The organism is Phaeodactylibacter luteus, assembly GCF_007993045.1.
GTDB classification, from domain to species: Bacteria; Bacteroidota; Bacteroidia; order Chitinophagales; family Saprospiraceae; genus Phaeodactylibacter; species Phaeodactylibacter luteus.
Genome location: NZ_VOOR01000025.1, coordinates 1 through 21,266, shown reverse-complemented (window position 1 = coordinate 21,266; position 21,266 = coordinate 1). Strand labels below are relative to the sequence as shown.

Annotated in this window: 12 protein-coding genes; 7 read left to right on the top strand and 5 right to left on the bottom strand. The window is 55.3% G+C overall.

All coding sequences use genetic code 11. The annotated features are described in order from the left end of the window. Nucleotides 1–92 precede the first annotated feature (92 nt). On the bottom strand, nucleotides 93–3,773 hold the full coding sequence (locus tag FRY97_RS12640) for an AAA family ATPase (protein ID WP_147167907.1): 3,681 nt from the start codon (nucleotides 3,771–3,773) through the stop codon (nucleotides 93–95). 272 nt (nucleotides 3,774–4,045) lie between these two features. On the opposite strand from FRY97_RS12640, the gene FRY97_RS12635 reads away from it, so the two are divergent. Both FRY97_RS12635 and FRY97_RS12630 read left to right on the top strand, forming a co-directional pair. Next, entirely contained in the window at nucleotides 4,046–4,777 is a 732-nt protein-coding gene (locus FRY97_RS12635; protein WP_147167906.1) for a helix-turn-helix transcriptional regulator, read from the top strand. 139 nt (nucleotides 4,778–4,916) lie between these two features. Beyond that, nucleotides 4,917–5,117, top strand: coding sequence for a hypothetical protein (locus tag FRY97_RS12630; RefSeq protein ID WP_147167905.1), 201 nt, complete (start codon nucleotides 4,917–4,919; stop codon nucleotides 5,115–5,117). 478 nt (nucleotides 5,118–5,595) lie between these two features. Here the strand turns inward: FRY97_RS12630 and FRY97_RS12625 are convergent, their stop codons facing one another. Further along, nucleotides 5,596–8,235, bottom strand: coding sequence for a carboxypeptidase-like regulatory domain-containing protein (locus FRY97_RS12625; protein ID WP_147167904.1), 2,640 nt, complete (start codon nucleotides 8,233–8,235; stop codon nucleotides 5,596–5,598). Next, nucleotides 8,223–8,978, bottom strand: coding sequence for a hypothetical protein (locus tag FRY97_RS12620; protein WP_147167903.1), 756 nt, complete (start codon nucleotides 8,976–8,978; stop codon nucleotides 8,223–8,225). Before FRY97_RS12620 ends, FRY97_RS12625 begins: the two co-directional genes overlap by 13 nt. Nucleotides 8,979–9,541: 563 nt before the next feature. On the opposite strand from FRY97_RS12620, the gene FRY97_RS12615 reads away from it, so the two are divergent. The 5 genes from FRY97_RS12615 (at nucleotide 9,542) to wecB (ending at nucleotide 19,098) form a co-directional block, all read left to right on the top strand. After that, nucleotides 9,542–15,118 (top strand): alpha-2-macroglobulin family protein, encoded by a 5,577-nt coding sequence (locus FRY97_RS12615; protein WP_147167902.1) that lies wholly within the window; start codon nucleotides 9,542–9,544, stop codon nucleotides 15,116–15,118. Between the two features lie 227 nt (nucleotides 15,119–15,345). Then, entirely contained in the window at nucleotides 15,346–15,642 is a 297-nt protein-coding gene (locus tag FRY97_RS12610) for a gliding motility-associated C-terminal domain-containing protein (RefSeq protein WP_147167901.1), read from the top strand. A gap of 397 nt (nucleotides 15,643–16,039) precedes the next feature. After that, on the top strand, nucleotides 16,040–16,474 hold the full coding sequence (locus FRY97_RS12605; protein ID WP_147167900.1) for a peptidylprolyl isomerase: 435 nt from the start codon (nucleotides 16,040–16,042) through the stop codon (nucleotides 16,472–16,474). Between the two features lie 78 nt (nucleotides 16,475–16,552). Further along, nucleotides 16,553–17,737 carry a glycosyltransferase family 4 protein gene (locus tag FRY97_RS12600; protein ID WP_147167899.1) on the top strand — a complete coding sequence of 395 codons (1,185 nt, stop codon included), beginning with the start codon at nucleotides 16,553–16,555 and terminating at the stop codon, nucleotides 17,735–17,737. Between the two features lie 230 nt (nucleotides 17,738–17,967). Then, nucleotides 17,968–19,098 (top strand): non-hydrolyzing UDP-N-acetylglucosamine 2-epimerase, encoded by a 1,131-nt coding sequence (gene wecB, locus FRY97_RS12595; protein ID WP_147167898.1) that lies wholly within the window; start codon nucleotides 17,968–17,970, stop codon nucleotides 19,096–19,098. 305 nt (nucleotides 19,099–19,403) lie between these two features. Here wecB and FRY97_RS12590 read toward each other — a convergent pair whose 3' ends face one another. Then, nucleotides 19,404–20,105, bottom strand: a complete 702-nt coding sequence (locus FRY97_RS12590; RefSeq protein WP_147167897.1) for a WbqC family protein — start codon at nucleotides 20,103–20,105, stop codon at nucleotides 19,404–19,406. Continuing rightward, the gene (locus FRY97_RS12585) at nucleotides 20,102–20,917 is read right to left on the bottom strand and encodes a sulfotransferase family protein (protein WP_147167896.1); all 816 of its coding nucleotides are present in this window, start codon (nucleotides 20,915–20,917) and stop codon (nucleotides 20,102–20,104) included. Before FRY97_RS12585 ends, FRY97_RS12590 begins: the two co-directional genes overlap by 4 nt. Nucleotides 20,918–21,266 lie beyond the last annotated feature (349 nt).

Genomic DNA, 21,266 nt, shown 5'->3' with positions numbered 1-21,266 from the left:
TGGCGACAGCCTCATGCCTTACCTAATAGGTTACGCAAAGCCCGGGCGTTTCGTTTCAGCCCGCCCTCACCTTAATCCGACTTTAACACGCTCTAAACGGTGTTGAGCGCTTCTGTTTCAGAAAGCCCTGCGCCGTCCTCCTTCAGTATAGCCCCTGCTAGGGAACGCGCTGCACGCTCCGGATTGCGCCACCATTCTGCTGATAGGAGGTGGTGCAGGACTACCCCCTGATCTTGAAGCGCCTTCGCTGCACCACTTTCCCAAGCAAGAGCCGGCGCCAGCGCATAACTGATGAACCCGTCCACCAGCAGGGCGTGCCGTTTTTGCCCTTCTTTTACAGGCTCTACCCAAATCTGTGGCTGCCCGTAAACTGCCACCTCAGGCAGGTGGACCCTGCCGGGGTCAAGGAAAGGCTTTAGCCAGTCTTGTACCTGCTGCAACAGGGAAAAAGGCAGCCCCGCACCTGCCCCTCCGCTGTCATACGAATTGGCCAGGGCTGCCTCCGTGGCAGCTGTGCTGCGGGAAGCACAGGAGCGTACCCAATACAAGAGATAGGGCAACAAGTTGTCGCCCGGAATAGGCGACAACAGCGTAGTAGGCAGAGAAGATAACGCCCAAAACTCTTCCTTAGCACACCCCATCAGCGCTTGAAGCTGCTGCTGCATCTCAGGGTTGTCCAGCCTGTGATAGTGGCCGGGCAGCTCGTCCTCTTGCCCGGCAGGCCCAAATGTAGCAGAAAGGATGACCACTTCAAAGTGGTGCCCCGGCACTTCATCGAGCGTGAGGACAGACAAACCATTGCGCTCCAGCTGCTGTATCAGTTCAACTCCGGCTGTGCGCTGCTGCTTTATCCCCAGCAACAGCCTTGACAAATGCTGACGCTGCCCTTCCGTCAGGCAGACAATCCCTACAGAAGGGTAGGTCCGCTGTGGGGTAGGCTTGATACGGGTAAGCAGCGCAAGTACTTGCCGGGCTTCCGCCTCGTTCACTTCCTCAAACTCGTCATAACGGCCGCCTACTTGCTCAAACCAGTAAGCCTCAGGCGAAGGGGCAGCCGTTTTCACCTTGGCGAACGCCCGGGGGTCGCCAGGGCTGTAACGGTAAAAGTGCTGCAACTTGCAGACGGGGACTTCGCCTTTCCACTCAGGGGGGAGCAAGCTGCCGCCAAAAGCGCCCGTTGGGCTCAGCCACAATTGATAGTCTGACAAAGACTGCAAGTGCTGAAGGGCTAGCCCATCTAAGGTGTGGCTCTCTTCAGCAATGACAAGGTCGAAACTCGGCCCTGTGCCAAACAGCGAGCGGGCCTGCTGTGCCGTCATCAACAAAATGGGGTAAGTATTGCTGATGAGCGGCCAGAGCAATTGAAAGTGCGCCCCGAAATCCAGAGGCCCTACAGGCCCTTTCTCCTGAAGCCATGCCCATACCTTTGGGCTCTTTTTCCGAATGGCAGAAAGGGCAGCAGCGCGTTGGCGGGCCCAATGCGAAAGCGCTTGGGCGGCCAAGCCGGAAGCCAAGGGGGCATAATGGCTGCTCAGCTCATCAATATCTTTGCGCTCTGCCGGCAAGGCGGATTCATAGTTCGTCAGCAGCAGGTTGTCCAGAAACCAAGTATGCAAAGCGGGCTCCCAAAGGGCAGAAGGGGTCTTCAACAGCGCTTTGACCAAGCGGCGGCTGCGCTCGTCCAATTGCAGCCAATTGCGCTGCCAACGGTAGAAGTTGTCAAGGTCTTGAAGGGACCGCTGCGTCTCTTCAAGCTGTACGGCTACCTCCTCCAGATAGCGCTGCCGTTTGGGGATGGTCAGGGCTTTGTTGTGCAGCGGCAGATGGTAGAGCCCACTGTCATTGATGTCGTCCAGCAGCCGGTCCAAGCTCTCCTCCATTTCGATAATCTGCTGTTCAAAGCCGACCCTGGGATTGGCTGATTTCCGGCTCAGCCTGCTGCCCTCCTCCTGCACCTGTTCGCGCAAGCTGATGCGCCATTGCTGCAGCGCCTCTTCAAACCGGCCGACTTCGCTAGGCACCCGGCCTATATCGCCCTGCGCCAAAGGCGGCAATTTGAAGCCGAAATAGGCGTGACGGCCAAGATCGGCGGACAGCTCCCGGTACTCCTCCAGGAGTTTGCCCCGTGCAGCAAGGATTGCCCCCGCCTCTGAAGAAAGGAGCCTACGGATCTTCAGGCTCCCTGTTGAAGCTTCAGCGAAGGCTGGCCCGAACTTGGCCAATTGTTCCGCCATTTGATCTTTCAGTGCAGTAGCTTTGCGGGCAAAACGCTGATAGGCTTGTTCGTAGTGGGCAGAAAGCTGATCGGCATAAGCATTTTGCCGGTTGATGTACCAGTACTGCAAGCGGTTGGCCTTATCGAGGAAAGCAGCAACGCGCTCGCTTATGAAGGCCCTTGCCTCCTCCAAGCCCATTTTCAGAAAAACAGAAGGGCTCAGGGCCGACAAAGGGCTGTGCAGGGTGTTCGTCTCTTCGTATAAGCGGCAACAGCGCGCTACAACAGCGGTTAGGGCTTGTAAAGTGGCACTGTCGAAAGTGTAATCCTGAGCATTGAGCTGTGTGGACAAGACCTCCTTGCCTGCCCGGGCCGCGCTTTCCAGGTAAACGCCCACTGCTTCTGGCCACTGTTGCCCGGTGGGCAGGGCAGCCCGGTAGGCCTTATAGCTGTGGGCCAGCTTAGCAGACAACCTTCCGTACTTGTTGAATGGCTGATGGGCAGGCGAAGCTCTGCTGTTCTTTTTGGGAGGGTGCTGCGCCCCAGCACGGAGCAGGTCCAAGAGGAGCATTTTATCGGGCGGGGTATCCCGCAGCAAAAAGGTGAGCGGCCCCAAGCCCATGGCTTCCAGTAGTTGCTCATATTCGCGCAAAGCAGCAGCGTGGCGAGATACCATGAGCACGGTGCCGCCCCGGGCAACCGCCCCGGCTGCCAGCTGCGCCCCAAGCATGGTTTTCCCAGTCCCGGCTGCCCCTTCTGCCCATACCTGCTGCTCTCGGGCGAGGGCATCGGCAACGGTGGCCTGCTCAGGGTTGAGCACACCCGGGACAACCAGGTGCGCCAAATCCAGGCGGTTGCCCCGCCTGGCCCGCCCGTTTGTTCTCGCCAGCTGGGCAAGCGGTGGAAGGTCAAAATACCCAAGGACTGCGTACTGCCCTATTTGAGGGGCGGAGCGCTCCTGCCTCGCCTCAGGGTCGGGCCAGTCTGGCAATAAGGACAGCCGCTGAGACAAGTCTGCTTCGGGAGCCTGCAGCAGGCTGGCCCACTCCCTAAGTACTGCTTTGAGCCAGCCCGCTGAAACAGGTCGGTTGCTGACCAAGCGCATGAGGCGCTCTGACTGCTCCGGGCTGATGCCCTTATGCTCCAACAAACTGCTGTTCACCCTGATCTGATGAGTGGCGGTCTGAGATAAGGCCCAAGGGCTGTGCGGCTGCGGGCCAGGCGCAAGGCTGGCTTCCCAAAAAAGCAGCGGGGCAGCAAGGTCTCCGCCGGCATCCCGGCCTGGCGACCAAAACACAGGGTACCCTATCCAACAGCTGCCGCTGCCGCTGCTCCGCTCTTGAGCACGGCTGCGGAAGTATATCTGTTCCAAGGCTGCCTGCCCAGCCACCCCCGGCTCTATTTCCAGGCGGAAGCCCCCGCCCAGCTCCAGCTCGCTGAGCAAAGAAAGCGAAAGGGCTTCAGGCCAGGCCCCAATGTCTTCCAGATAGCCCTTTGCCGGGAATGCCTGTAAAACGAGAGGCCGGGCAGAGTCCGGAAATGGTTGCAGGCTGCTCATAGGTGGTTTGGTCTTGGTGGTGAAAAAACAAGGGCTCCCCCTTTTCTCCAAATATATCAATTCCTAATAACTGAAATGCCAGACAGCACAATTTTTGAACGTACAAGCGGCCTAATTCCGCCAATTGCCACGCCCGTGTAAAAGGCGCCAACAAGCTTGTCTTTAGCCCTTAGAACCCTTACCTTGATGAAGTAAGCGAGAATTTTCCGCTTTGTTCAACCCTGACACTACTCTAGCGTCAAAAGGTTAAACAAAACCTAGTACTGAATTTTATGGTCCCCAACATTGCCGTCATTTTAACCAACGCTGAAAAGCGGATTATGTGGGTTAACGACGATTTTACTCAGATTACGGGCTACTCCCTCGAGGAAGCCCTCGGCCAAAGCCCCGGGCAACTGTTGCAGGGGCCGGCCACCGAGCCCGATGCGATTGAAAACATCCGGAAAGGGCTGCAGCAAAAGGTCCCTTTCCGCAGCGAGCTCACCAATTACCGCAAAAATGGGGAGGCCTACCTTTGCCGCCTTGTCATCCACCCTGTTTTCGACCACCAACAACAGCTGACCAACTACATCGCTTTCGAAGTGGATGGGAACTTCGTGACCGAGGAAGTCCCTCTACCGCTGCTCGACCTGCGGGAAAAGTACAGCTCGAGCAGCCTTAAAGGCATTGAAGAGCTAAGGCTTTACGTGAAGATGCGGCAGCTTGTAGAGCAGGAAAAGCTCTACCTCTCCCCCAGCCTTTCCCTCAGGGAAGTCGCCAGCCAGCTCGACACCAACACCAAGTACCTCTCTCAGGTCGTCAACCACCACGCCGGGTGCAATTTCCAGCACTTTATCAACCGTTACCGGATCGAGGAAGTCAAAGAGAAAATCAAAGACGGCCAATTTGCCAACCTCACTCTTTTTGGCATAGCCAGGCAATGCGGCTTTCAGAACAAAAGCACTTTCTACAAAGTGTTTAAAGAGATTACCGATCAGACGCCTAAGGAGTACCTCAAAGGGTAAATGGGCAAACGGTTCCACATTCGCGAATGCATACCCCCCGCCCCACCGAATACTTGCCTCTTCCGCTGAATAACAGCAACTTGTTTGTAGCAAAATTGCCTGGCCGGTAAAGACTGGCCTACAAACAAAAAGCATTATCATGAGCGGTATCAGAGAAGTATTGGGGTTTGCCTTTTGGGTAGACAATGGCAAGCCTGCCCCCATTCAGGCACTGCTCAACGGCCACGCAGGCTATTCCAAAGAAAGAACAGCAATTATGCATGACCTTGAGGAGGAACGCAAATCGGCAAAATCAAAAAACGGGCGGAAAAAGCTTGGCGGAACAGCGCCAAACCCGTGAAGCTACTTACCATTCCCCAAGCTTTCAGGGCGATGGGAAATAATCATCATACTTAGCCAGAGCAACTCCTGCTCTGGTTTTTTTGTGCCTGCCAAAAGCTCACCTAGAGCGGTTTCGACACGAAAATCAAAGGCTTATGCCCTCTTGCGGTACCAGCATGGCCGGCAGCCCCCCAGAGAAGCCGCTACATTTGAGCCTAGCGGGCTAAGAGTGTAAACCATGATGCCGCAGGCCTTTAAGCTTTCAGGGCTTTAGCCTGGCATTGGCCTAGCGCTGCGAAGGGGTGTAAGCCCGTCAGGGCCGAGCGGACAGCGAGCCCCGCAGCATAGCGGCACCTGCCACCCGGCAGGGAGGCCCCTATCCTTGCGGAGGGGGCAAGCAAAAAAACGGCAATTGGGTTTGCGCCCATGAAAATTTAGTAAAGAAGCCAGGTTCATCAAGCGTTGATTCGCAACCGAAAAGCGCTCCAAACCTGTGCTCAGAAGTAATAGCCAGCTCCTGCCGTCACCTGGCCAGGGAACACCTCAAAAATGCGGGCCTGCTCCACATGCGGCTGGCTGAAAGCCTCTGTTTGTATAGCTGGGCGAAGGTTGAGCAGGTTGTGCCCCCTGAAGAAAAGCTTCCAAGGTGCATCCAAGCTGTAGGCCACCGCTACATCTAACAAGCCTACCCTGCTGCTAGCCCCGCCGCCGCGCTGCCAGCCCTGACGGTACCCCAGCCTGACATGCCAATCGCCCATAGAACGGGCCGCCTCTGCCTCCAGCCAAAACTGGTCAAAAGAGAAATGCCGGCCTTCCACCTTTTGCCAGCCCCCAGTATGCCGGGCCTCGGCTTTTACTTGCCATTCCTTCAAACGCACTGAAGCCAGGCTGAACTGAATGTTGCGGGCAGCCCGCTGCAAAGGCTCCAATGTGCCTCCCAAGCTGGCGAAGCCTCGTTCGCGCAGGCAGTAAGCGGTGCCTTGCAGTTTCCACCGGGGGAGGGAATGCAAAAAGAAGGCGCTCATGCTGAACTGCTGAGATTTGGGGGCAAAAAGCCAACGCCCATATACCGTTTGGCCTTCCAAACTGTTTCCTTGCACAAAGGGGGCGCTGACTGCTGTGATGCTCAAGGACAAGTTGTACAGCGCCCCACCGCTCGTAGGCCGCTTCAGCAGCGAAAAGGTGCCCTCCGTGCGCTGTTGGATGCCCGGCGGGGCCAATGACTGTACCTGTACCCATTGCGGGCGCTCCACCAAGGCGCTGCCGCTTTGGTACCAAAGCCCTGCGTATTCGATAGCGCGCCTCCCCGAAACAGAAAACGCATGGCCCTTGAAGTATTCTACATAGCACAACACACTCGGCAGCCAAAACCGCCGGGCGGTTGCCTGCCTGCCCATAGCTTGTGCAACCGACGCTTGCGCAAGCCCTCCCATCAGCCTGACCTTTCTGCCCCAATCTTTTACGACTTTGAAGCGCTGCTGCCAAACCTGCGTGGCCATGCGAGCATCTATGGGCTCAAAAAAACCGCTGCTCTGGTTACGGGCCTGCTCCCAGTCTCTGGAAGCTTCCAGAATGTAGCTGATATAACTGCGGCCCCAGCTCTTCGTCAGTTCTGCCTGCCCGCCTGCCCGCGCTGACTCGAAGCGGTGCAACTGTTGGAAAAAATATGAAGGCGCTGCAGCCCCTTGCTCAAAACCCAAAAATGGCAGGCTCGACCGGATTTCCAAGTTTTGTTCTTCGCCTTGCAGCCACCAATGAGCTGCCGCTTTCAATAGCCATGCACGGCCCCACTTTACAGTATGGGACACCTCCGGGCGGAAAGTATAGCGCGGCTGCCGCCGGTACAAGCTTTGCTCAAATTGGCTGCCGCCCAAAGTACCGTGCTGAGCTTCCTGTTGCGCCCGGCGATAGTAGCCCACTGGCAAATGCAGCCCGGCTGCGTGCCTCCCCTTTTCCCACCTCAACCGATAATCAAGGTCGAAGAACGCCAACAACGGGCGGCTCTCTTTTTCCAGCAATTCTTCAATGCCAGTGCCTATATAACTGTTGAGCATTTGCTGACGGACACTGCGAGAGGCCCCCGCTGCCGAGAAGTAGAGCGTTTGATGGAGCGCAGGGCTCAGCTCGCTATCGCCGTGGAGCGATAAATGCCAATCGTGGTTGCGCACAGTACCAGGCTCGAGGCCCATCTCCCCTGCAGCTGCCCAAGGGTTCAGCTTTCTGACCAGGCCTTCCCCAAACTCATGCTCTCGCAATAAAGCCTGCAAACGCTGCCCAATAGGCCGTTCCCGAGGGCCCTCCCCTGTAGTTTGCTGCCGCATAAAAACCGCCCAACCAGAAGATGCACCGCTCCTAAAGCCACTTGCTTCTGTGCGCACTGCACGCCGATACCCTCCGAGCACTTGGGCATTGCCCTGCCACTTGCCACTGCCTTGCTCCGCAGTGATCAAGTTGACCGCAACCTGCCCCTCCCCATCCCGGCCTTCAAACTGCGCTTCGGCATCACGGTAATTGAAGATGAGCTCTACCGCTTCTAACGCCTGCGCCTGAAGGCCCTGAGTTGCTAAATGATGCTGCCCCTTGAGCAGGTCTTTTCCATCGAGGAGCAGTGCATCGGCTTTTTCTGTACCTACGCGCACCTGCCCGTCTTCGTCTACCGTCAGCCCGGGCAATGTAGCGAGTACATCACCAAAGGTCTGCTCCGCCCCAGAGGCGTAAGCCCTCAAATTGTAAGACAAGGTGTCGCCCCGGCGCCTGAGCCCTATGATTTTGTCTACAATAGAGATATTGGGCAAGTCATAGGCAATTGGGGCAAGGCGCACGTGTACATTGGCCTCAGCCCGGGGCTGCAGTGCTACCCGGAGCAAGGTGTCCCGATAGCCAAAGTATCTGATCCTCACAAGATAGCCCCCAGCTTTCTCTGCCTTTACTGCACACTGCCCATCTGCTTCCGCAAAAGCGAAGTCGATCAAATTGCTGCCCGTCTCATCCAGGAGCTGTACCGAGGCACCTTCCGCTGCACCTTCCCCTTGCAACTCGACGGCCACCCGGAGCGATTGCCCATGCAGTAGGGTTATGCACCCCAATCCGCCCAACAGTACAGCCCACCTCCTCCACGCTGTTCTCATCGCGCCCACGCAGAATACCATTTGCCAATCTCGATCTCCGGGCCGCTCAGCTTTATTCCCGATTGTTTACGGTCTTCGAAGTGCCCCATTTTGTCAAAGGCAGCAATATCCTTAGCCCGGTCGCAAGCATCCGGAAGCTCGGCTACAGGCAGTATCGCAATGCGCTTAGCTTCAATGTGAGAGCCCGTTGACAGGTCAGTAAGGGAAAGTACCAGCCCCGGCAACAATGGCGGTTGTACCCCCCGCCCGGGCCACAGCCCAAATGGGCCATCAGGATAGGGCAGCTCTTCCGTAAACCAAACCTCATAGGAATGCCCGCCTGCCTCATAACTCGCCCGATAACAGCTGAAGCCCAGCAGCTTGCGCAAACGGCTGCGGTCTATCTCTACTTGGGCTAAATACTGAATTTGCCCAGTGTAGCAGCTCCCATCTGCTTGTGTTGCACAGGTCTCGTACACAAACGCTTTCTGATTGTACCGCTTGTGCGTTCGCTCCCAACAAAGGTACTTTTGGTAATAAGCCTCCTCCATTTCGTCAAACCGGATAGAGTCAAGCTGAAACCACGACTGCCCGCCTACGATGTGGAGGCTGTATGCATCTACCGAAATAACAGGCGTGTACCCGGATGCCCGGATCGCCTCAGATGCTGCCCGCGACAACTGCCGCTGCCCAGTGTATGTGACGACGATCTCTTCCTGTGAGCGGGCGGTGACTGCTAATACCGCCAAGCACAGGGCCATAATTGTTTTCATGTCTGCAATTTTAGGTGTGCAGGAGAATTTGCGCTCCTGACTATGGAAAAACTACATGCTGTAATGCCTTACACAGGCGGCCCTCCTATCCCTTTTGAGGCTTGCCTCTGCCGGAAAGAGGGGCCTACCCCTGCCTGCGGGCAGGGGTCGCTATGCTCCGGGGCTCGCTGTCCGCTCGGCCCTAGCGGGCTTGCCACCCCTGCGCAGCGCTAGTCCGATGCCAGCCTAAAGCCCGGAAAGCATAAACGCCTGCGACAATTTGGTTCACGCCCCTTTTTGGTGAAGGAAAACAGAATAGACAAGCCACTTCCGGCAAGCCCACAAAACAAGACATCGCAATAAATTCATTTTGCAATACAAATACACCCCCCCATTCAAACATGCAAGTTAATATTGTTTTTTAACACTTCAATGAGTTGTCCAAGGTTTGCATACTCCTGCCTATTGCCCATGAGCAGCGCCGGGACAAAAAGGGCCACAGGCAGCCGGAGGCTATTGGATAAGAAGCGTAAAGCAGCTATATTAGATTTTATTCCAGCCAACATTCACAATCCTCAAAAACCATGGCCAAGCACACCGCCTTTCCCCTATTAGCCGCCTTCCACCTGATCGCCATCCTTACTGCCCTGAGCTCCTGTGGACAAAAAGAACAGCGCGCAGCGCCAATGCCAGAAAGCGTACATGCCTACATTTACGGCTACACCTCAGGCATCATTTCCAAAACCAGCCCAGTCCGGATACGTTTGGCCAGCCAGGTAGCTAAAGCAGAGCAGATCGGCCAGGCTGCGCCTGCCCTGCTCTCCTTTTCCCCGGCGGTCGACGGAGCATTGATCTGGGAAAGCCCCAGCACATTGCGGTTTGAGCCCGCCGCCCATTTTCAATCGGGCACTGCCTACCTGGCCCGGATGGACCTTGGCGCGCTTTTCCCCGGCGCGCCAAAAGATGCGCAGTCTTTCGAGTTCGATTTCCGCACCCGCGATCAGTGGCTGCAGCTGGACCTATCCGGTTTCCAAAGCCCCGACCCCTCCGACCTATCGCAGCAGCAAATCACAGGCACGGCCTACGCTGCCGATGAAGCCAGCTTGGAATCGGTAGAGGAAGCCGTCTCCGCAAAGCAGGGCAGGCAGAGCCTTCCAATATCGTGGACAGCCGGGGCAGTGCCCAACTCCTACCAGTTTACGGTACAGGGGGTAGTGCGCACCGCACAGCGCAGCGAGGTCATCCTGGCTTGGGACGGGCAGCCACTGGGTGCTGAGGGCTCAGGCCGCACCCAGATCGAAGTGCCGCCCCTTGGCGAATTCCGTTTGGCCCAAGCACGGGCACAAGCCCAGGAAGAGCAGGCCATCGTCCTCAATTTTTCTGACCCCCTCAATACAGCGCAGGACTTCACTGGCATGATCAGCCTCAGCGGCTACAATGGCAGTTTCCGGTTCCTGGCTCAAGGGAACGAGCTCAGGGTTTACCCCAGCCGCCCGCTCAGCGGCCAATTCCGCCTGACCGCTGAGAAGGCCATACAAAACAGCATGGGCAAGCCGATGAGCGCTGCAGCTACCTGGGACCTGCAGATCGAACAGCCGCGCCCAGAAGTCCGCCTCGTGGGCCAGGGGGTCATCCTCCCCAGCTCAGACGGGCTGGCCTTCCCTTTCGAAGCCAAAGGGCTGGATGCCGTAGAAGTAGAGATTTTCAAGATCTACCACAACAACATTTTGCAGTTCTTACAGGACAATACCCTCAGCGGGCAATACGACCTTAGGCAGGTAGGCCGGGTCATACATCAGGGCAAAGTGCCCCTGCAACAGCTTGCCCCTATGGGCGGCAGTGGGAGCTGGACCCGCTATGCACTCGACCTTTCCAACCTCGTAGCGCAAGACCCACAAGCCATTTATCAAGTCCGCATCGGGTTCCGCCCAGGCTATGCCAGCCAGCCCTGCGCAACGGCTGCCCCTACAGAGAAGGACGCCCTCGCGCTCCCTGCCTCCTCTACAAGGGAGATACAGAGCATCATGGACAACTGGTACGGCTTCGACGGGTATTACGAAGGCTTCAGCTGGGATGACCGCGACGACCCCTGCAAACCAGCTTATTACAACGCCGACCGCTTTGTGGCCCGGAATGTGCTGGCCTCCAACATAGGCTTGATCGCCAAAATAAACGATGCGGGGGCTTGTATAGCCATCGCCTCAGATTTGCGCACTGCCGCGCCCTTGCCCGGCACAGCCATAGAGATTTATGATTATCAGCAACAGCTGCTGAGCAGTGGCACCACCGACTCGGAGGGGGTTTTCCGCACGCAAGTGCCCCGCACCCCTCATGTGATGGTAGCCCGCTCCGGGGAAGAGCGCGGTTTCCTCCGCCTGGAAGATGGCGATGCTTTATCGATGAGCCGTTTTGATGTAGACGGGGCCACCGCACAGCAAGGGCTGAAAGGCTTCCTCTACGGCGACCGGGGCGTATGGCGGCCAGGCGATTCTGTTTTCCTGCACTTCATTTTGGAAGACCCACAAGGGCAGCTGCCGCCCCGCTACCCCATCACTTTTGAGCTCTACGGCCCCCGCGGGCAGCTGCAGCTCAAACGTACGGAGCATGAAAGCCTACAGCAGCTTTACCCGCTCCACTTCCAGACTCCTGCGGATGCGCCTACAGGGATATGGCGGGCAGTCGTTAAAGCAGGAGGCGCGCAATTCCAGAAGAACCTGCGCATCGAGACCGTCAAGCCCAACCGGCTCAAGATCGAGCTCGATTTTGGCGGCAGCCGGCTGCAAGCACAGCCCGGCGGTTTTGCTCCGGCCCTTACCGCCAGTTGGCTGCATGGCGCACCGGCCGGCAACCTGAAAGCCGTTATCGAAGGGGAGCTGCAGCCCGGGCGCAGCGATTTCGACGGTTTCAATGGCTTTGCCTTCGAAGATCCTGCCAGGAAGGTCTCCTCTGCCCCCGCCACTCTGTTCGAAGGCCAACTCGATGGCAACGGCAAAGCGACCCCGCGTTTGCAGCTCAACAGCAACCAAGCGCTGCCGGGCAGGCTTCAGGCTGTTTTCAAGACCCGCGTATTTGAAAACGGGGGCGGCTTCAGCTCGGACAACTTCAGCATCTCCTATGACCCCTTCCCCGCTTATGCCGGAGTACGCATCCCGCATAACGATGCCGGCAGCCCACAGGTAGAAGTCGGGGCAGCGGCGCCCCTTACCTTTGCTGCAGTATCAGCACAGGGGCAACCCTTGCCCAACCGCAGGCTAGAGGTAGGGCTTTACCGTATAGAATGGCGGTGGTGGTGGGACAACGGGCAGGACAATGTCTCCCGCTACAACTCTGGCACCCACTACGGTGCGCTGGAAAAGGCCACACTGACCACTGGAAAAGATGGCAAGGCGGTTTGGGAAACGAATGTAGATCAATGGGGGCGCTACCTCGTGCGGGTATGCGACCCAGAGACCGGGCACTGTGCAGGCGATTTCTTCTATGCCGGCTACCCTTGGTACGGTGATGAAGGGGAAGGCTACCGGGAAGAGGCGGCCATGATCTCTTTCACTTCGGACAAAAAGCAGTACGAAGTGGGCCAAACCATTACCCTCAACTTGCCGGATGTCAAAGCGGGCCGGATTTTACTGAGCCTTGAGACCGGCAGCCAGGTCTTGGAGACCCGTTGGCTCGATGCTAGAGGCGGGCAGCAGCAGCTTACCTTTGAAGCCACTCCGGAAATGGCACCTACCGTTTACGCCCACGTCACGCTTTTGCAGCCCCATCAGTCTGCAGCGAACGACCTCCCGATAAGGCTGTACGGAGTCCTGCCCATAAGGGTGGAAGACCCTGCCACCCGCTTGCAGCCGGTGTTAGCTGTTGATGAGGTGCTACGCCCTCAGCAGCCCTTCACGGTCAAGGTGAGCAACACAGACAAGCGCCCGATGGCCTACACCGTTGCTGTTGTTGACGAAGGGCTGCTGAGCCTGACCCGTTTTGGGACGCCCGACCCCTGGAGCCACTTCTTTGCGCCGGAAGCCTTAGGCATACGGACTTGGGATGTATACAATGAAGTACTGGGCGCGTACGGGGGGCAGCTCGGGCAGATGCTGGGCATTGGCGGCGATGCGGCCATCAACCCTGCGGCAGCCCGTAAGGCCAACCGTTTCAAGCCGGTAGTGCTGCACGCTGGCCCCTTCGAGCTGGGGAAAGGCGAGCGGAGGAGCCACGAGTTTGTCATGCCCAATTATACTGGCGCAGTACGGGTAATGGTAGTCGCTACGGCACCGGGGGCTTATGGCAACGCCCAAAAAGCGGTAACCGTCAAGCAGCCGCTTATGGTTTTGCCCACAGCGCCCCGTGTTTTGGCGCCCAACGAATCCTTCACTCTGCCGGTGCAGGTTTTTGCTACAGAGGAAAAGCTCAAGGAGGTACAGCTAAAACTGGAACTGCTCAGCCCTCTGCTGGAAGCGGCTGACCGTCAGCAGGACCTGGCCTTCGAGAAGCCCGGCGACCAACTGGCTACCTTTCAGCTGAAGGCGAAAGCACGGGCAGGCTTAGCCCGGCTTCGAGTGACCGCCACATCCGGGCAGGAAAAAGCCAGCCAGGAAATTGAGCTGGATATCCGCAACCCCAACCCCTACAGCACCGTAGTGCAGGCCCAATCGGTCCCCCCGGGCAAAAGCTTCACCTTCAGCTATGAGGAGCTAGGGGTTGCAGGGACCAATGAGCTTTCGCTGGAAGTATCGAGCATCCCGCCGATCGACCTCGAGCGGCGGCTCAGCTACCTCCTCCGCTATCCGTATGGCTGCCTGGAGCAAACAGTTTCCGGGGCCTACCCGCAGCTCTATGCCGGGCAGCTCCTTGATCTGAGCACTGCACAGCAAGAAACAGCCAAAACCAACGTCCAAGCAGCACTGGAGCGCGTGAAGAAATTTCAGACCGGCAGCGGCGGCCTGGCATACTGGCCGGGCAACAACGCCGTTTCCCCTTGGGCTTCCACCTATGCAGGCGACTTCATGCTGGAAGCTCAGGAAGCCGGCTACCCTTTGCCGGCGGGAGTGCTCGACAGCTGGGTGCAATACCAGGCTAAAGCCGCCCGGCTCTGGTCGCCAGAAAGCCAGGAAATGGGCTTATATGCCAATGGCAATGGCTACCTCGAACAAGCTTACCGGCTTTATACCCTTGCTAAGGCTGGCGCGCCCGACCTGGCTTCCATGAACCGGCTGAAAGCGGCTAAACAGCTGCCCGCTACTGCTCAATGGCAGCTCGCCCTGGCTTATCAGCTGGCCGGGCAACAGCGCGTAGCCCTTGCCCTTGCCGATGGAGCTGCCACCAATGTGCAGCCATACCGGGAGCTCAGCGGCACTTTTGGGTCGTCTCTCAGAGATAAAGCCCTGATAGCAGAATGCCAGCTCCGCCTGGGGAAAGAAGAAGCCGCTGCTGCGCTGATCCGGGAGATCGCAGAACAACTAAGCAGCCAACAGTGGCTGAGCACTCAGGAGATCAGCTTTGCGCTGTCTGCAGTAGCCCGCTTCGCAAAATCCCAACAGGTAGGCGCTCCCCTTGCCTTCCGCTACCAACAAGATGGGCAGCCAACGGATGCCGGCAGCAGCAAACCTATTATGCTCATTCAGCTCAAACCTGCTTCGGGCCCAGTAAAGGTCAGCAATGCTGGGACAGGCATTTTGTTCGCCCGCCTGATCAGCAAAGGGCAGCCGGCACAGGGGGCTGAGGAAAATAGCGCATCTGGGCTGACAGCGGAAGTCCGTTATACCGACAAACAGGGCAACCGCCTGCAGCCGGGCGCCTTGCCTCAAGGCACTGATTTTATTGCGGAGGTGAAGCTGTCCCACCCGGCAAAAGGGGGGAGGGCTTACAAGGAGCTTGCGCTCGACCAGATTTTCCCATCGGGTTGGGAGATCGTCAATACTCGTATGGACGGGCTCTCAGGCGCAGCCAACAGCAACTACGATTATCAGGATATCCGTGATGACCGCGTTTCTACCTTCTTCAGCCTTGCCCCCGGCAGCAGTGCTACGTTCCGTGTACAATTGAACGCTGCTTACCAAGGGCGGTTTTACCTGCCCGCAGTGAGCTGCAAGGCGATGTACGATGAGGGCATATACGCTCAAAAAGCCGGGCAGTGGGTAGAAGTGACGGCCCCTGCTATGCCTTACCAGTAACTTAGAGGATTGAGCCGTAAATTTTTGACCATAAAAAGGCCACTTATCAGAGAAGGCTTAAGCGTGAAAATACTATCCAATCATTCGGTCTAGCCGCACTAGCCCGATGTGCTGTGGGCAGGCTGGGCTTGGCGCACGCTAAGCCCTCTGCATACATTCATCTACTGGGCGGAGCGTTTACTCGAGGAGGCTCGTACAGCTGCACCCGCGTACCGTACAAGAGCTGTGTGGCAGGCGGCAGCGTAGAAGTGGCCGTGCTGCCACGGGGCAGGGCTTACGCCCCAATGGCATTCGGCCCTAATGGTGATGGCCGCAATGATATTTTTGTGCTGTCTCTGTGCCCGGAGTTCGAAGGGCTGCTAAGCCTGCGCGTGTACAACCGATGGAGCGGCCTGCTGCAAAGTGCACCCAATGGATGGGATGGTGAGGGCGCGCTGACCGGGCTCTACCTCTGGCAGGCACAAGCGGCCCTGATCAATGGAGAAGTAGTGGAGCTGAAAGGGGAAGTCCTGCTGGCACGCTGAGCAGGCTGGTGCAGTACCTGCAGGGAACCACAGCGGACTAGCGCTGCGAAGGGGTGGCAAGCCCGTCAGGGCCGAGCGGATAGCGAGCCCCGCAGCATAGCGACGCCTGCCGCTAGGCAGGGGTAGGCCCATCTTCTCCAAAAACGGATGGCTGGTGCACCCCTAACGTGACGGGTGTGCCTACAGAACAGTTTGCAAATGCCGCTAAAGGGCTTTAAAGGCCCCTCAAGACCCTACCTTTGAAGGCGGCAATTTTCATCAAGTTGATTACCTTTGCGAGCGCTCAGGCCAAGTGCCAAATTTTTCAACCCAGACTTTGCCCATAGCCTTTTCCACAAACGCGGGGCTACAACCCCTGGAAATAGCCCCTAGGGCAAGTTTTAAAATACCTGCTAACTTGACTACAGGAGAAATTCAAACAGAAAAAGGGACCCTGAAAATCGAATTTTACGACCAAGACGCCCCCAATACCGTGGCCAACTTTGTAAAACTCGCCAAATCGGGCTATTACGACGGGCTGGCTTTCCACCGTGTCATACCCAACTTCGTCGTACAAGGCGGCTGCCCCAACGGTGATGGCCGTGGCGGCCCCGGATATACCATCGATTGTGAGCTGGATGGGGAGAACCAATACCACGACCGTGGGGTGCTCTCTATGGCACATGCAGGCCGCAACACCGGCGGCTCCCAGTTTTTCATCTGCCACAGCCGTGACAATACGGCCCACCTCGACCGCAATCATACTTGCTTTGGCAGGGTGGTAGAGGGGCTAGACGTCATCGATGATATCCGTCAGGGCGACAAAATGTTGAAAGTGGTCATCAACGATTAATCCAGTAAGCGGCCAGTTGACGTTGCGCCAACTGGCCGTTTATGCTCCACCCCTTCCCTTTGACACCAAGCCTGGACCATGAAGAAAATCTTAATGCTTCTGGAGAAGCACTTCCCTGAAGACGAACGCGTAGAGAAAGAAGCCTTGGCCCTCATCAAGGCGGGCTATGAGGTACATATCGCAAGCATGTGCGATGCGTTGGATGTAACTTCTGGCCCCCACAAAGGCATTCAGGTGCACCGGCGGGGTATAGGGAAGTGGCACAAGAAGACCAGTGTGGGGGCGCTTAAATTCCCTTTCTACTTCAACTTCTGGCGCAAATTTGTAGGCGATCTTTGCCGGGCCGAGCAGTACGACGCCCTTCATGTGCACGATTTGCCGTTGGCACAGGTCGGCCATGAAATCAGCCAGGCTTTTGGGCTGAAATATGTCTTGGACCTGCACGAGCACTGGCCGGCCCTGCTTGTAGAGTCTCCACATACGCACACCTTCCTCGGGCGGCTGCTCAGCGACAATGATCAATGGGAGGCGTACGAAAAGCGGATGGTTGGGCTGGCAGACGAAGTGATTGTCGTGATAGAAGAAGCCGCGGAGCGCCTCGCAGCAGACGGGCTTTCGCCGGAAAGGCTCACGGTGGTCTCCAATACCATCTCTCTGGAGGAGCTCACCCTGCAATCTAGGGCGGCTCGAGATGCCGGCGCCCCCTTTGTCCTTGGCTACGCCGGCGGCATTCAGTACTTGCGCGGCATACAATGGGCGGTAGAAGCGATGCCGTACATTCTGGAAGCCCTGCCCAATACAGAGCTGTGGCTCATAGGCGGGGGGAGGCATGTGCCGGTGCTGCAGGAAATGTGCAAAGGCAACCCGCAATTGGAAGAAAAAGTCCGTTTTTTTGGCCACCTCCCCTACCAAGAGATGATGGCCAAGGTCAATCAGTTCGATATCGGGCTGATCCCCCACCTTCGCAACCCACTGACCGACGCGACGATACCCAACAAGCTGTTCCAGTATATGTACCTGCAGAAGCCGATAATAGCTTCCGACTGCCTGCCGATCAAGCGCATTGTGGAGGAAGTAGGCTCGGGCCTGATCCACAGGGATGGCGATGCCCGGCAGTTGGCAGCTTGTGCAGTGCACATCCTCACCCACCCTGAGGAGAGCCAAGCTATGGGGGAGCGCGGCCGCAGGTCGGTCGAAGAGCGCTACAATTGGGCTCACGACGCACAGTCGCTGGTAGATACTTACGCTCGATTGTGGGGCTAGTGGTCTGTCAAGGCTAAAACTAGGGGTTGCCTGCGGCGACTTTTGAGGCTACTCTTCGTTGGACAACCCCTTACGTAGCGCTGCTATGCGCGGGGACATCCGCCTTGATTTAGCCTCAAAATTCGCTCCCACTCAACCCATAAATTAACACTTGACAGACCACTAGCCGCAACCTTCTATCCTGTTTCAGGAGAGCATTGGCTCGCAAGAGCGCATCCAAAACAACAACCATGAAAATCTTTAGCATTGTAGGTGCCCGCCCCAATTTCATGAAGGTAGCCCCTTTGCACCGGGCTTTCGCCCGAACCGCAGGGATGGAGTCTGTCATTGTCCACACTGGGCAGCATTACGATGAGCGGATGAGCGACATCTTCTTCCGGCAGCTCGGCCTGCCGGAGCCCGATTTTTACCTGGGGGCTGGCGGGGGCACGCATACACAGCAGACCGCTAAGGTCATGCTCGCTCTGGAGGAGCTTGCAGCCCGCGAAAAACCTGACCTTATGCTGGTGGTGGGCGACGTGAACTCTACCCTCGCCGCCTCCCTCGTTGCGAAGAAAGAAGGCATCCCCTTGGCACATGTAGAAGCAGGGCTGCGCTCGGGCGACCGGGCTATGCCGGAAGAGCTCAACCGGATACTGACAGACAGCGTGAGCGACCTGCTTTTTGTCTCCGAGATGGCGGGCATGATCAATCTGGCCAAAGAAGGTGTGCCTGATGAAAGGGTACACTTTGTAGGCAATGTGATGATCGACTCCCTGGTCTACTTCCGCGAAAAAGCCGCAGCCCTGCAGCTTTCGGATATCCTCGAGCAGCGGCTATCCGGGCAGCCCCAAGGAGTAGCCCCCGGAGCGTATGCCCTGATGACGATGCACCGCCCTTCTAATGTTGACCATCAGGCGGGGCTGGAGCAAATCCTTCAAATCATAAGGGATACCGCCAAGCGGCTGCCGGTGCTTTTTGCCATCCACCCGCGCACACAAAAGAATATGGAGCGCTTTGGGCTGTGGGGCGCCCTCGTACAACTCCCTGGCCTCTGCCTGCTGCCCCCTCAGGGCTACCTGCAGTTTTTACACCTGATGGACAACAGCCAAGTGATCATAACCGACTCTGGGGGGATACAGGAAGAGACGACCTACCTGAAAAAGCCCTGCCTTACTTTCCGGGGCTCTACAGAGCGCCCTTCCACGGTAGAGCTCGGCACCAACTTCCTGATGCAGGACTTATCGCCCGCCAAGGTGATTGCGCAGCTTGATGCCATTTTGGGCGGGCAGGCCAAAGCAGGGGTATTGCCGCCATTTTGGGACGGGCGCACAGCAGAACGGGTAGCGGCGATACTGGCAGGCACCTTCTTACAAAAGTAGGGGCAGCTCAGCTCGCCGGATAGCCCAGTTTTTTCATAGGGGATTCGCAGATTTCCAGAATGGCAGCATAGTTCTCTGGCCCAAAAAAGGATTTGAGGTTGACTTGGGCATTGCCCCGAGGCTGGTAGCTGTGGTCCAACCTGGCAGAAATGTCTTTTTGGGGCTGAAGGCCAAGCGACAGGGCCAGCTCATCAATGACCGCAACCTTGTCTTTTTGAAAATCCTCGTACTTGATAAGCTTGCATTGGGGGCTGAATATCCATTTGTATTGGGCGTTGGCTTGGCACCAGCAGAAAACTGAATTTCTAAATAATCTCGTAAGCTTCGAAGTGCTGTTGCAACGCAGCTTTATCATTGAACATCAATACATCGATGATTGACAACCAAGGAACGAAATCGTTTTCAAACTGCTTGTAATTCACATCTTGAGGCCGAATAAAACCTAAGTTAATCCCATTAGCTTTAAAATAGTCTTTACTATACAAACTCATTCCTCCTATAGCATTTATATAGTCTTCACAATTCATTTTTTTGCTGATTTGGATAAGACGGTCTGCCTTATCCATTCCTTTAGTCTCTGGCGACAGAAGGGATGACTTCACCCATTTTATTTCTTTCCCTAAATAATCGTAAATTGCCAAAATCGAGCTAATTGACAAGTCTGCAATATTATCATAATGTTCTGAAAAAACTGTTTCTAAAATCTCAATTACCTCTTTATAATAAGGAGCTTTTCGATATGCAGACTTAACCTGAGAAAAAAGCTTACCTCTAAATTTAGGATCAACTATCGGCTTTATTTCAAGTATCAACTTATTTTGACTGATCTTTTCAACAGGGACAGTAAAAAGAAAAGCATCGCCATTCATAAGAATCCGATTCCTATTTATCCATCCTCTTTTTATATAATTCACATCGTCATAAAACACTATAGTGTCGGTAGCTTCAATCAATTGAAAATAGCCTATATATGGGAAAACATACGGCTGCATAATTGACAATCTCATATCATTAAATATTTTTCCAGCTTAGTACCATTTAAGTCTTTCTCTATTTCTGTAATAATTCGTTGATTAAGATTACTTTTCCATTTATCATCTTTTTTCTTCGTCCTATAAACAGAGTAAGTTGTTTCTTTTCCCATCTTTCTTGAAGTAGACAGAAACTCAGTAGTTTGCGGACTAAGGCTCAATCCACAAAACATATAAATCTGAGTAACTTGATTTTGTGTGTCTCTAAGAAGATTATCATAATTAACCAATAAAAATCTATCAGGGAATAGCATTTCTAATTCGTGAAATAGATATGCTACTTGTTTCCATTTTTCAAACCCATAGAACTCCTCGGTTCGGTTACAATTTTTTTTCTCAGCAAAGCGCCACTCCTCCTCTTCCGACCATCCTAAATCTTTTCTAAACTCCCTAGGCGATTCCAACCAAGAATTCATAACTGCAAGGGGATTTCTAACCACCCCTAGTATTTTGACCCCAGAGTCTTTTAGCAAAAGATTTTTTAAAATATGATGATATCGGACTTCCTTATAAGCAATATGCGTTATCTCTGCTTTGGCAAAAACTGGAATTATGCCATCTGCCTTTGCTTGCAGCTGATCTAGGAACGGTGACTTTAGCGTTAGTAACTTTTCAAAAAAGCTGTTTATATCGATCAAACTAGATGCCTCATTGAGAAACCCTTTCAACTCATAGGAAAATAATGGCTGATACTTATAAACTACGTTAGGAGAGCTATTGATAATCTCTCCCAACCAAGTCGTACCAGATCTTGGAACACCGTGTATTGCTATTCTTGTAAAATTCATATTACTCACTCATACATCATTAACAACCAAAATACTAAGATAAACAATTGTTACCAAAAATCAGGTTTGGGATTAGCTTCTCTTTTGAAGCCATTCTTCAGGGCTTGTTTGGAGTAGTTTAGTCTTGAAAATCACAAATCTATTGCCTCCTGCTGTACAGGCATGGGTTGCAGCCTCCTGGCGAAGCCGCTACATTTGAGCTAGCGGGTCGAATGAAAACACAGTGAAGGTCTTCACTCATAAAGCATTGATTGTCAAAACAATAAATAAAAAACTCCAAATATACTCTTGGTTCAATATCTATACCCATAATAGTCAATTAAGTCGCCACAAACGTTACTAATAATAT